Source organism: Candidatus Methylomirabilota bacterium, assembly GCA_035709005.1.
Taxonomy (GTDB): Bacteria; Methylomirabilota; Methylomirabilia; order Rokubacteriales; family CSP1-6; genus 40CM-4-69-5.
In genome coordinates, this window is record DASTFB010000032.1 from 1 (window position 1) to 11,751 (window position 11,751).

Sequence of the window (11,751 nt, forward strand, 5' to 3'; positions counted from 1 at the left end):
GAGGGGTGGGGAACGGAAGAGCCACCCTCGCCACCGCCCTCGGGGTCGCACCGGGGGCCCCGCGCTCCCCTGAACCACGAGAAACGACGCACGCCGCCGACTACCGCTTGCGAAGGACGACGATCATCAGCAGCGGATGCCTGGACCGCTCGAGCACCTGGTGCGGCTTGAACCCGAAGAACCACTGTACGAACTCGAACCCCCCGGCCAGGTCGACCAGCGCCCGCAGCTCCTGGGGAAAGACCATGCGGCTCAGGTGCGTCTGCCGGTAGACGCGCCGGGTGCCGTTCTCGACCGCCTCCAGGCGCAGCCGCTCGCGAAACACCTGGCTCACGGGGTCGACGTCGTTGAGCGCGGAGAAGGAGGCGCGCACGGTGAGCTGGCCTCGCCGGCGCGACCATGACCAGCTGCGGGCCGGATCGGTCCAGGACGAGGCCATGTACCGGTCGAAGATGTAGAGGCCGCCCCGCCGGACCGAGCGGGCCACGCACTGGAAGTGAGCCAGCAGCTGCGCGTTCGTCAACAGGTGGCCCTGGGAGTCCTGCATGCACAGAGCGGCGTCGACGGGCTGCTTCAACCGAAAGTCGGTCATGTCCCCCACGGTGAGCTCGGCCCGTCGTCCCTTCGCGGCCAGCCGTCCGCGCAAGAACGCGATGTTCTTGGGCGACAGGTCCAGCCCGACCATCCGGTAGCCGCGCTCGGCCAGCCTGATGAGATGAGGTCCGGTGCCGCACGCGATGTCGAGAACTCGACGCACGGGCCGGCGCGCGTGTCGTCTGAAGCAGTGGACGAGGAAGTCGACCTCGCCCTTGCGGTTCATGTCGAAGGCGATCTCGTAGAGCCGGGGGGCGCTGTACATGGTCAGCGCGGGTCGGTCCACCAGCCGAGCAGCGCCTCACGGATCACCCACGAGGCCGCGATGCCGGTCCGGCCGGTCGGGTCCCAGGCGTGGGCGACCTCGACGAGGTCCGCCCCGACGATCCGGCAGGGGCTCAGGAGCCGGACGATCTCGATGAGCTCGGCGACCCGCAGCCCACACGGCTCCGGCGACCCGGTGCCGGGCGCCTCCGATGGATCCAGCACGTCGATGTCGATCGTCACGTAGAGCGGGTGCCGCCGCAGCTCGGGCACGAGCCGTCGCACCACCTCGACCGGATGACCCTCGTGAGCCGGGTGGAAGTGCGGCCCCGGCCGCTCCAGCTCCTCCCGGGAACCCGTGCGCATGCCCACCTGGTACACCCGGGCCGGCGGCAGCACCTCCATCACGCGCGCCATGGCCGAGGCGTAGTTGTAGCGCTCGCCCAGGAACTCGGCGCGGGTGTCCGGGTGGGCGTCCAGCTGGAGCAGCCGCAGCTCGGGCCAGGCGGGCGCCATCGCCTCGATCACCGGCACGGTCGCCGTGTGGTCGCCGCCCAGCATGAACGCCCGTAGCTCGGGCCGCCACCAGCCGGCGATCTCGGCGCGGGCGGCGTCGAGCTGCTCCCGGGGCGGCGCGCCGTCGGGGAGCTCGCAGTCACCGAGGTCGGCCAGCGCCAGGTCTTCGAGGTCGCGGCGGAGCACCGGCGAGTACGTCTCGATGGAGTCCGAGGCCAGGCGGATGTCGCGGGGCCCCGCATCGGCGCCCTTGCGCAGATTGACGCGCCCCTCGAAGGGCACGCCGTAGACGACGATCCGGGCCTGTTCCGGGGGATGGGCGCAGGCGATGAACGGCGGCGACGCGGGCCGCATCGTGAGACCTCGACGGCGCTTGCCCGTCGGCTAGACGAGGTCCTCTTCGGCGAGCAAGGTGAGGGCGGCCACGGCGCACCCCGTGCGCTGGACCGTGTGCTCGGCGGCGACGACCTTCATCTCCCGGATGGGCTCGCCGCGGACGCGGAAGGCCTCGTCGAGCATGGCGCGGATGGCGTCCTCGGCCTCTTGCCGGCTCGCCCGGCCGTGGAACTCCATGATGACGCCGTTCCGGGCCGGGTCGTCGGGGACCGCGTAGCCGACGGCGGCGGCGATCGTCTCGCCCGGGACCTCGCTGGTGATGGCCGCGTAGGCCGTGGGCACGAGCGCGCCGGGCGCGATCTTGGGCAGATCGATCACCGGGACGTCGGGCGGGAGAATGCTGGAGACCTTGATGAGGTTGACGTTGCCGATGCCAGCCGCCAGCAGCGCGTTGTCGAAAGCGTTGAGGGGCGTGCCGCCCTCCGCGTGGCCTGCAGTCACCGCCGCCATCGTCACCCGCTTCGTCATCCGCTCGTTCCTCCCGTAAGCCGCGTGTTGGTCTCCCTCCCTCGCGCTGCGCACCGGCGCCGCGCATTCTCGTTCACTCTACGAACGTCGCCAGCGAATGCAAGAGAAAAGTAACGTTTTCGGTCGCCGCGGGCGCCGCCAGCGCCCGCGCCACGCTCGCCATCGCGCCGTCAGCGGCAGCGGCGCGCTCGCCACCGCGCCGCGCTCACCGGGCCGCGCGGCGCCGAGCGCCGACCGGTGCCGCCGCTCGGTCGGCGCGCGCCTGCGCGGCCGCGATGCCGCTCGCCCACACACGCGAACGTCGATCACCGTCGCCGCCCGAGGCCGGCGCCGTTCCGGGGCTATCAGCTCGCCTTCCCGACCGACGATCGCCGGCCCGTCGGCGGGCGGGGCGGCCGTCGACTCGCGCCGCTGGAGGATCGCGCCCATCGTTCCCTGCGGGCGTCGGCCGCCGGAGCGCCCGCGCGAGCGGCGCCGGGCGCTGGAGCGGCGAGCGGAGCGTGGGCGGCCGCGCCGAACTAGTGCATCTGCTCGTGCTCACCGACCGCGGTCGCGCGATTGCGCGTGCGCTCGCGGCGCTCGCGCGCGCGAGAGCGTCGCGGCGGCGTCCAAACGCCGCTTCGCCGTGTTTTTTTCTTGCAATCGTCTACACCCGACCCTACATTGAATCAGTTTTTGGGCCGCGGTGAGGTTTTTCACCGCGTTAGCGCGACGAAAGTCGCAGGAGACGTGCGGTAGATGGCCGATCAGAGAGGAGGACTGCTGGATTGAACGCACTGGGACGGCACCTGCTTCTCGAGTTGTTCGATTGCGACTCCGACGCGATCAACAACCTCGAGGCCGTTAAGGGCGCGCTCATCGAAGCGGCGAAGCGGGCACAGGCGACGATCGTCGATGTCGTCTTCCACGAGTTCAACCCGTTTGGGATCAGCGGCGTGGTGGTCATCGCCGAGTCCCACCTTTCGATCCATACGTGGCCGGAGTACCGGTACGCGGCCGTAGACATCTTCTCCTGCGGCGACGTCCTGCAGCCGGAGATCGCCGCCAACTATCTCATCGAGCAGTTCGGCGCCGAGCGCGCCTCGGTGGTCGAGATGCAGCGGGGGATGTTCCTCAACGCCGGAGCCCCTGTCGCCAACAAGGGTGCGGTCGCCGTCCGTTGATCAGCCCGCAGTCCTACAAGTGGTTCTTCGAGACGACGACCCCGGTCGAGGGGCACATGCACGCGATCGTCCGCACGCTCGTGCAGGCCCAGACCAAGTTCCAGCTGGTCGAGATCATGGAGACCGCCTCCTACGGCAAGACCCTGGTCCTGGACGGTCGCATTCAGTCCAGCCAGGCCGACGAATTCATCTACCACGAAGCCCTGGTCCACCCCGGCCTGCTCGCGGTGACCGGCCCCCCGCAGAGCGCCCTGGTCATCGGCGGGGGCGAGGGGGCGACGCTGCGCGAGATGCTCAAGTACCCGTCCATCCGCCAGGCCGTCATGGTGGACATCGACGAGGAAGTGGTCGAGATCTGCAAGCGCCACCTTCCGGAGCTGCACCAGGGGGCCTTCGACGATCCCCGGACCGAAGTGCGCCACGAAGACGCCCGGGCCTACCTGGAGCGCTCCCGGGACCGGTTCGATCTCATCATCAGCGACCTGGTCGAGCCCCTGGAGGAGGGGCCGGCCTGTCTCCTGTACAGCCGGGAGTTCTACCAGATCGTCCACGATCGGCTCACCGACGGCGGCACCTTCACGATGCAGGCCGGCATGACGAAGGTGGGCGAGCTCGGCTTCTTCACCGCCATGCACCGCACGCTGCGCGAGGTGTTCCCGGTGGTGGCGGGCTACCAGTCCGCCATCTCGTGCTTCGGCACCTCCTGGGGCTTCATCCTGGCCGGCAAGCAGATCGACCCCCGGCGGCAGGACGCGGCGGCCATCGACCGGCTCATCGCGGAGCGGGTCAAGGGGGACCTGGCTTACTGGGACGGCGTCACCCACCAGCACGCCTTCGCCCTGCCCAAGCACATCCGCCGGGCCATCGAGGCCGAGACGCGGATCGCCACCGATAGCCGTCCGCTGATCGTCTCCTGATCACCCTCGCCTCGGCCTCGCCGCGTCGGCGCGAGCTCCTCGCCCGGCTGCTGCGGGAGTTCCAGGTCGTGCCGAGCGAGGTGGAGGAGTCGCTGGCCCATCCGGTCGGCCCCGACGCCGTCGCTGACCTGGCCCTCCGCAAGGCCCAGACCGTGGCGCCGCGGGTGGGCGGGCTGGTCCTGGCCGCCGACACGGTGGTCGTCATCGACGGTGAGCCGCTCGGCAAGCCCGGGGACGCCGACGAGGCCCGGACGATGCTACGGCGGCTGCGCGGCCGGCCGCACACCGTGATCACCGGCCTGGCCGTGGTCGACGCCGGGGTCGACCGCGCGGAGACGGCGGCGGTGGTGAGCGAGGTGCTGATGCGCGACTATGCCGACAGCGTCATCGACGACTACGTGGCCAGCGGCGAGCCCCTCGACAAGGCGGGGGCCTATGCCATCCAGGGTGTGGGCGGAGGGCTGGTGGGGGGCTGGATCGGCTCGTACAGCAACATCGTGGGCCTGCCGCTGGAGGCGACGGCCGGCCTGCTGGCCCGCTTCGGGGTGGCGCTCACTTCTCCGGGGCCTGGATCGCCCGCCTGAGCGGTCCGGTGTGAAGCAATTCGCCGGGCCGGGGGATCCTGACCGTCGCTGCCAGCGGCAGGCGGGCACGGATGAGCTCGATGGTCCGGCTCACCTGGCTCGGCTCGACGACGGTGTCGATCAGGTACAGCGCCCGGGCCGCCTCGAGCCGTCGCGCGAAGTCCTCCGGCAGGCCGACCACGTCGCCCGGCAGCCGCTCCGCCAGCGCCGCCGCGCTCGCCGTCGCCAGGCGCCGCTGGGCCGCCAGCAGCGCGCGCGCGAACGCGGTCAGCACGCGGTCGTCGAGCCGGCGATCGCGGCGCACGAAGACGGCGGCGTTCACCGTGAGGTAGCCGAGGGTGCGCCGGACCGCGGCCGGGGTCCTCAGGTCAGCCAGGATGGCGGCGTGCTCGCCGTTGACGAGCTGGCTGGCGAGCGGCTCGTGAACCAGCACCGCCTGGACATCGCCGCCCGAGAAGGCCGTCGCCAGGCCGCGGCTGCCGACGCTCACGAGGTCGACATCGGAGGGCTTGAGGCCTCCGCGGTGCAGCAGCTCGGCCAGCCAGGCCTGCTCGGGCACTCCCGGGCCCGCCACGCCGACCCGCAGGCCGACCAGGTTTTCGACCGAGCGGACACTGTCGGCCAGTGGGCCGGCGACGAGCAAGGCCACGGCGGGGGCGGCGGTGAGCCCGACGACGAGCCGCGCCTGCTGCCGCGGCTGCCGCGGTCCGAAGCGCAGCAGCGCCTCGAGCGACGTGGCCGCCGCATCGACCTGCCCCTGGGCCAGCGCTTCCGCCGCGCCCACCTCGGACCGTGGGGTCTTGAGGGTGACGGCGAGCCCCTCCCGGCTGAAGTAGCCCTCGGCCTGAGCCACGCGGAGGGGCAGGTACTCCAGTGACGTCGGTGGACCGCTCACGGCGAGACTGAAGGCCTGGAGCAGCACGATGAGGGCCGGCACCGCCTCAGCCTCCCGATTCCGCCTGCGGCATCGGCCGATTCCCGGCCCGCCTCGTGATCCGATCAAGGCCCGGCTGCTCCGGCTCTACGTGCGCTTGCTCCGGAGGTTCGGCCCCCAGCACTGGTGGCCCGGTCGCACGCCCTTTGAAGTCGCCGTGGGAGCCATTCTCACCCAGCACACCGCGTGGGCCAATGCCGCGCGGGCGGTGGCCGCGCTCCGCAGCCGCGGGCTGCTGCGGGCCGAGCGCCTGGCCGAGGTGCCCGAGGACCGGCTGGCCGACGTGGTCCGGGCGTCGGGCACGTATCGGCTCAAGGCGCGCCGCCTGCGCGGCTTCACGCGGTGGCTGCTCGATCGGTGCGACGGGCGCTGGGCGAGCCTGCGGCGGGCGCCCCTGGGCGCGTTGCGCCGGGACCTGTTGACCGTGTCCGGACTCGGGCCCGAGACCGTGGATGCCATCCTGCTCTACGCGGCCGGGCGCCCGGTGTTCGTCGCCGACGAGTACACGCGCCGGGTGCTGAGCCGTCACGGCCTGCTGCCAGCCGGGGCTGGCTACGAAGAAGCCAGGGCCTTCCTGGAGTCGCACCTGCCCTCGGATCCCGCGCTGTTCAACGAGTTCCACGCGCTTCTCGTGGTCGCCGGGAAGGCGCTTCGGCCAGCAACACGTCCACGATCCGCTCGGCGGCGTCCGGTACGGCCACGGTCCGCCCGCGCTCGCTCATCTCCTTGAGGGCTGCCGGGTCGCCGAGCAGTCCGCGTAGCCGCTCCAGCAACCGCTCGGGCGTGAGCGAGGCCTGCGGCAGGACCGCGCAGCCGCCCGTCCGCTCGACGTAGCGGGCGTTGGCGGTCTGCTCGTCGCCGCTGGTCCCCGGCAGCGGGATGTAGAGCGCCGGCACCCCGAGCTGGCAGCACTCGTTGACGGTGCCGGCTCCGGCCCGACCGACGACGATCGTCGCCGCCGCGTACACGGCCGCCAGCTCGGCCCCGACGTAGGGCAGCACCGTGTAGCGCCGGGCGAGCTCGAATGGCAGCGCCGCCCGGCGGGCCTCCAGCCACGTCCGGTCCCCGGTGGTCGGGTTGTCGCCGCACTGGTGGATCACCTGGGCCAGGGTCAGCAGCTCGGGCAGGATCTCACCGATGGCGCGATTGATGCGATGGGCCCCCTGGGCCCCGCCGGTCACGTAGACCAGGGCCAGAGAGGGATCGAGGGAAAAGCGCGCCACGGCGTCGGCCCGCGAGCCCCCGCGCAGCTCGGGCCTCAGCGGGTTTCCGGTCAACACCACCTTGGCCGCGGGCAAGCCCGCCGTGCCGGGAAACGTCACCGCGATCCGCCGGGCCAGGCGGCCGGCGATCCGGTTGGCCAGCCCCGGCACCGCCGTCTGCTCGTGGACGACCAGCGGGACCCGGACCAGCGCGGCCGCGATGACCGCGGGGAGCCCCACGAAGCCGCCCGTGGAGAACACGACGTCCGGGCGCAACCGTCTGAGCAGGCGCCAGGCGCCGACGATCCCGGCCGGGACACGCACGACGAGGTCGAGCACGTTCTGCCACGTCCAGTAGCGGCGAAGCTTGCCCGTGGGGACGCTGAAATACGGGATCCCGCGTTCGGGCACCAGCCGCGCCTCCACGCCGGAGCGACTGCCCATCCACGCGCAGGCGACTCCGCGCTCGCGGAGCAGGGCCGCCACGGCCAGGCCGGGGCTGGTGTGGCCACCGGTCCCGCCGCCGGCGATCAGGATCACGCGCTCTTCTCGCGGTGACGCTCGAGGGCGAGCTGCAGCAGGCGGTCCACGAGGCTGACGTAGTCCAGCCCGGAGGCCTCCCACATGCGCGCGTAGCCGCTGGTCGACGTGAACCCCGGGATGGTGTTGATCTCGTTGACGAGCGCCCGGTCGCCCTCGAGAAAGAAGTCCACGCGGGCCATGCCCGCGCAGTCGATGGCGCGAAAAGCGGCGATGGCCAGCTCCTGCACCCGGCGGGTCAGCTCGGGTCCGATGGGGGCGGGGACGATGATCTGGGCCTGGCCCTCGGCGTACTTCGTGGCGTAGTCGTACCACTCGCTGTCGTAGCGGATCTCGCCGGGCAGCGAGGCCACCGGATCGTCGTTGCCCAGCACGCTGACCTCCACTTCCCGCCCGGTGACCCCCCGCTCGACGATGAGCTTGCGGTCGTGTCGGGCGGCCTCGTCCAGGGCCGGCCCCAGCGCGGGCGGCTCGCGGACCTTGCTGATGCCGACGCTCGAGCCGAGATTGGACGGCTTCACGAAGCAGGGAAAGCCGATCGTCTCGGCGACGCGGCGACGGACGGCCGAGGGGTTGCGGCGCCAGTCGCGCCGGAGCACGACGAGGTACTCGACCGTCGGCAATCCGGCGGCACGGAAGGCGGCCTTCATCGCGGCCTTGTCCATCCCGATGGCCGAGGCCAGGACGCCGGCGCCGACGTACGGCAGATCGGCGAGCTCGAAGAGCCCCTGGATGGTGCCGTCCTCGCCGTAGGGCCCGTGCAGCATGATGACGACCACGTCCAGCGCGTGCCGCAGCTCGGCGGGAAGGCCTCCGGGCGGCTCGGTGCGCGCCAGCGCCGTCTCGGGGGCGGTCAGGTGAGCTTCGACGCGATCGGCCAGCGCCTTCTTGACGTCGCCGGTCGAGTCACCGGCGGGCAGCGCGATGCGCGCTTCCGCGGCCAGGGCCCGCAGCGGGTCGCCGCCCACGACCCAGCGGCCGTCGCGCGTGATGCCGATGGGCACCACCCGGTGGCCGCCGCGCTCCAGCGCGGCGATGACGGAGGCGGCCGAGGCCAGCGACACCTCGTGCTCGCCCGAGCGTCCGCCGAAGACGACGCCGACCCGGAGCGAGGCCATGACGCGATTCTAGCAGGGTGCCGACGGCTACTTTCCGAATCTGCGCCGTCGCTGCTGATAGCTCCTGAGCGCGCGCAGGAAATCGATCTTCCGGAAGGCCGGCCAGCAGGCGTCGCAGAAGTAGTATTCGCTGTACGCGCTCTGCCAGAGCATGAAGCCCGACAGCCGCACCTCGCCGGAGGTCCGGATGATGAGGTCGGGATCGGGGCAATCCGGCGTGTAGAGGTATTTCTCCACCGCGTCCGGGCTCAGGCCGCCCAGGATCTCCTCGCGCGAATCGTCGCGGGCGAAGCCGTCACGCAGGTAGCCGCGGAACGCGTCCACGATCTCCTCCCGGCCCCCGTAGCCGACGCCGACGTTCAGCCGCATGACGTCGAGGTGCCGGGTGGCGGCCTCGACCGACTTCAAGCTCTCCAGCAGTGACGGCGGCAGCAGCTCCAGGCGCCCGATGGGGCAGATCCGCATCCCCAGTCGATCGGGCAACCGCTGGCGCATCCACTCGTCCATGGTGGTCTCGATCACCGCGATCAGGGCCTGCAGCTCTCCGGGCTCGCGGCGCAGGTTCTCGGTCGACAGCCACCAGAGTGTCACCATCCGGATCTCGAGCTCGGCGCACCACCGGAGGACGTCTTCCGTGGCCGCCGCGCCGCGACGATAGCCTTCGCTCAGACTGGCCAGGCCGGCCTGGCGGACATAGCGACGGTGGCCGTCCTGGATGAGGCCCAGGTGCCGCGGCACCGGGCCGCGGCCGATCTCGGCCAGCAGCCGGCGCTCATAGAGCGGATAGAGGAGTCGATCCAGCATCACTCGGTCCGGGACGCCCGGCGCTCGGCGCGCCAGCGCCGCCACTCCTCGAGCCGGCGGCGCAGGTCGGCCTCGAGCCCCCGGTTCGTGGGCTGGTAGTACTGGCGCTCGCGGAGCGCGGCGGGCAGGTGCTCCTGCTCCACGCGGGCCTCGGGCGCGTCGTGCGCGTATTGATAGTTCCGCGCGTAGCCCAGCTCGCGCATGAGCGGCGTCGGCGCATTGCGCAGGTGCAGGGGAACCGGCTCGCTGGGCCGCTCGGCCACGTCTTCTTTCGCGCGGCCGAAGGCCAGATAGACGGCGTTCGACTTGGGGGCCAGGGCCAGGTAGAGGGTGGCCTGGGCCAGCGCCAGCTCTCCCTCCGGCGTGCCGAGGAACTCGTAGGCGTCCCTGGCGGCCAGGGTCAGCGTCAGCGCCGCGGGATCGGCGTTGCCGACGTCCTCGGAGGCGAAGCGCACCAGCCGCCGCGCGACGTAGAGGGGATCCTCGCCCGACTCCAGCATACGCGTCATCCAGTAGAGTGCCGCGTCGGGATCCGAATCGCGGAGCGATTTGTGCAGCGCGGAGATCAGGTTGAAGTGCTCCTCGCCGGCCTTGTCGTAGAGCAGCGTCTTCTTCTGGGCGGCCTCCTGGATCGCCCGCTCGGTGATGCGAGGCCGGCCCTGCCCGTCGCGGCTGGCCAGTGTCACGGCCAGCTCCAGGATGTTGAGGGCGGCCCGGGCATCGCCGTTGGCCAGGCGCGCGATCAGGCGCCGGGCCTCGGCGTCCACGACGGCGCCGAGGGCGCCCAGGCCGCGGTCCCGGTCCGTGAGCGCGCGCTCCAGGAGCGCCTGCAGCTCCTCCTCGCCGAGCCCGTGCAGGACGTAGACGCGGCAGCGCGAGAGCAGCGCGGCGTTCACCTCGAACGAGGGGTTCTCGGTGGTGGCGCCGACGAACAGGATCGTGCCCTTCTCGACGTGGGGCAGGAAGGCGTCCTGCTGGGCCCGGTTGAAACGGTGGATCTCGTCCACGAAGAGGACGGTGCCCTGGCCGCGGCGCGCCCGCTCCTCACTGGCCTCGGCGATGACCTGGCGGATCTCCTTGACGCCGGACAGCACGGCCGAGAAGGCCACGAAGCGGGCGCCCGTCGCCCGGGCCATGAGGCCGGCCAGCGTGGTCTTGCCCGAGCCGGGCGGGCCCCAGAGGATCATCGAGTGCAGCTCGCCCTGCTCCAGCGCGGCGCGCAGCACCCGGCCGGGGCCCAGCAGGTGGTCCTGGCCCACGACCTCGTCGAGCGTGCGCGGTCTCATCCGATCCGCGAGCGGGGCTGCGGGCGCTGGCCCTGACGCGCCTGGCTGGCCAGGCTCCGCGCGGTCGAACAGCTCCATCTAGTCGGAGGGAACCTCGCGGGCGGAGTAGGTGGTGAGCCAGCCGGGCAGCGCGGCCAGGTCTCTGAGCGAGGCCAGCGTGCTCACGCCCCGGCGCGCCAGCTCGGCCGGGTCGGCGCGGTAGGCGACGAAGGGCACGCCCGCCGCGGCGGCGGCCAACCCATCCACCCAGGAGTCGCCCACCACGAGGCCGTGGTCGGGGGCCAGGCGCTTGGCGATCACCCGCCAGCCGTCGGGATCCGGCTTGAGCGCTCCCATGTCGTCGCGGGTGACGACGACGTCGAGGTATGGCAACAGCCCGAACCGCTCGAGCGCGGTCAGGCTGATCGCGCGGGCGTTGTTGGTCCACACCGCCGTGCTCCAGCCGGCGGCGCGGCTGCCCTGCAGCGCCTCGTACGCGCCCGGCTCCAGCGCGGCGTCGTTCAGCGCCCGGCGCTCGTGGTCGAGCGCGACGCCCCACAGCGCCTCCTCCAGCGCGGGCGCCAGGCGGCGGCAATAGGCGAGGAGCTCACCGACCCGGTATCGTTCCCCGCGCGCGGGCAGCGGGCCGTGACAGGATTCGAGCACGGCGCGCATGTCGAGGGCCATCGCAGCCAGGTCCAGCGGGGAACGGACCAGGGTGTGGTCGAGATCGAAGACACACACTCGCACGGTATGGCTAGGATACCGTGCTACGATATTTCCGTCATTATGAGGCGTGCCCTGCCGTTGCTCACGGCGCTCGCTTCGCTTGCCCTCGTCGTCATCTCCGCCACGCCGGCGCCTGCCCTCGACGAGGCGGAACGCCTGTGGCTGGTCGGCGAGCGCGCGGTGGCCGACGGTCTCCACACGCTGGCCCGCCGCACGCTGGAGCGCTTCGTGGCCGCTCATCCCAGGGACAAACGGGT

At 72.0% G+C, this 11,751-nt stretch carries 13 protein-coding genes and 1 pseudogene; 5 read left to right on the top strand and 9 right to left on the bottom strand.

Translation table 11 applies throughout. From position 1 onward, the window contains the following. Positions 1-100: 100 nt before the first annotated feature. Genes VFR64_04990 through VFR64_05000 form a run of 3 tightly spaced genes read right to left on the bottom strand, consistent with a single transcriptional unit; the run spans position 101 to position 2,238 of the window. Positions 101-880, bottom strand: coding sequence for a class I SAM-dependent methyltransferase (locus VFR64_04990; protein HET9489097.1), 780 nt, complete (start codon positions 878-880; stop codon positions 101-103). Then, positions 862-1,728: an agmatinase gene (gene speB / locus VFR64_04995; protein HET9489098.1), complete on the bottom strand. Its 867-nt coding sequence runs from the start codon at positions 1,726-1,728 to the stop codon at positions 862-864. The genes VFR64_04990 and speB overlap by 19 nt, the downstream gene beginning before the upstream one ends. A 30-nt stretch (positions 1,729-1,758) precedes the next feature. Continuing rightward, complete coding sequence (locus VFR64_05000; protein ID HET9489099.1) at positions 1,759-2,238, bottom strand: arginine decarboxylase, pyruvoyl-dependent; 480 nt, start codon at positions 2,236-2,238, stop codon at positions 1,759-1,761. Between the two features lie 767 nt (positions 2,239-3,005). Here VFR64_05000 and speD point away from each other — a divergent pair. From speD to VFR64_05015, 3 genes are read left to right on the top strand one after another with little or no spacing between them, the layout of a single operon-like run. Beyond that, positions 3,006-3,401 (top strand): adenosylmethionine decarboxylase, encoded by a 396-nt coding sequence (speD, locus tag VFR64_05005; GenBank protein HET9489100.1) that lies wholly within the window; start codon positions 3,006-3,008, stop codon positions 3,399-3,401. Continuing rightward, the gene (speE, locus tag VFR64_05010; GenBank protein ID HET9489101.1) at positions 3,398-4,318 is read left to right on the top strand and encodes a polyamine aminopropyltransferase; all 921 of its coding nucleotides are present in this window, start codon (positions 3,398-3,400) and stop codon (positions 4,316-4,318) included. Before speD ends, speE begins: the two co-directional genes overlap by 4 nt. Then, entirely contained in the window at positions 4,318-4,902 is a 585-nt protein-coding gene (locus VFR64_05015; GenBank protein HET9489102.1) for a Maf family protein, read from the top strand. Before speE ends, VFR64_05015 begins: the two co-directional genes overlap by 1 nt. Here VFR64_05015 and VFR64_05020 read toward each other — a convergent pair. Then, positions 4,871-5,839 (bottom strand): ABC transporter substrate-binding protein, encoded by a 969-nt coding sequence (locus VFR64_05020; protein ID HET9489103.1) that lies wholly within the window; start codon positions 5,837-5,839, stop codon positions 4,871-4,873. The genes VFR64_05015 and VFR64_05020 overlap by 32 nt on opposite strands. Between VFR64_05020 and VFR64_05025 the strand changes: the two are divergent. Then, positions 5,826-6,407 (top strand): annotated as a pseudogene (locus tag VFR64_05025) (hypothetical protein). The gene VFR64_05020 and the pseudogene VFR64_05025 overlap by 14 nt on opposite strands. A gap of 37 nt (positions 6,408-6,444) precedes the next feature. On the opposite strand, the gene murG reads toward VFR64_05025, so the two are convergent. From murG to VFR64_05050, 5 genes are all read right to left on the bottom strand, one after another. Further along, positions 6,445-7,578, bottom strand: a complete 1,134-nt coding sequence (gene murG, locus VFR64_05030; protein HET9489104.1) for an undecaprenyldiphospho-muramoylpentapeptide beta-N-acetylglucosaminyltransferase — start codon at positions 7,576-7,578, stop codon at positions 6,445-6,447. After that, a complete protein-coding gene (locus tag VFR64_05035) occupies positions 7,575-8,696 on the bottom strand; it encodes a D-alanine--D-alanine ligase family protein (GenBank protein ID HET9489105.1) in 1,122 nt (373 codons plus the stop codon). The genes murG and VFR64_05035 overlap by 4 nt, the downstream gene beginning before the upstream one ends. A 27-nt stretch (positions 8,697-8,723) precedes the next feature. Continuing rightward, positions 8,724-9,500 (bottom strand): polyprenyl diphosphate synthase, encoded by a 777-nt coding sequence (gene uppS, locus VFR64_05040; protein HET9489106.1) that lies wholly within the window; start codon positions 9,498-9,500, stop codon positions 8,724-8,726. Continuing rightward, positions 9,500-10,786: a replication-associated recombination protein A gene (locus VFR64_05045; protein ID HET9489107.1), complete on the bottom strand. Its 1,287-nt coding sequence runs from the start codon at positions 10,784-10,786 to the stop codon at positions 9,500-9,502. Before VFR64_05045 ends, uppS begins: the two co-directional genes overlap by 1 nt. A 78-nt stretch (positions 10,787-10,864) precedes the next feature. After that, positions 10,865-11,515 (bottom strand): HAD-IA family hydrolase, encoded by a 651-nt coding sequence (locus VFR64_05050; protein HET9489108.1) that lies wholly within the window; start codon positions 11,513-11,515, stop codon positions 10,865-10,867. A gap of 39 nt (positions 11,516-11,554) precedes the next feature. On the opposite strand from VFR64_05050, the gene VFR64_05055 reads away from it, so the two are divergent. Continuing rightward, the coding region (locus VFR64_05055) for a hypothetical protein (protein HET9489109.1) at positions 11,555-11,751 on the top strand (197 nt) is incomplete at its 3' end.

Excerpts from the sequence above, each read along its gene's own strand:
- speB (HET9489098.1), bottom strand. The coding sequence starts at position 1,728 with ATGCGGCCCGCGTCGCCGCCGTTCATCGCCTGCGCCCATCCCCCGGAA.
- VFR64_05000 (HET9489099.1), bottom strand. The coding sequence starts at position 2,238 with ATGACGAAGCGGGTGACGATGGCGGCGGTGACTGCAGGCCACGCGGAG.
- VFR64_05035 (HET9489105.1), bottom strand. The coding sequence starts at position 8,696 with ATGGCCTCGCTCCGGGTCGGCGTCGTCTTCGGCGGACGCTCGGGCGAG.
- uppS (HET9489106.1), bottom strand. The coding sequence starts at position 9,500 with ATGCTGGATCGACTCCTCTATCCGCTCTATGAGCGCCGGCTGCTGGCC.
- VFR64_05045 (HET9489107.1), bottom strand. The coding sequence starts at position 10,786 with ATGAGACCGCGCACGCTCGACGAGGTCGTGGGCCAGGACCACCTGCTG.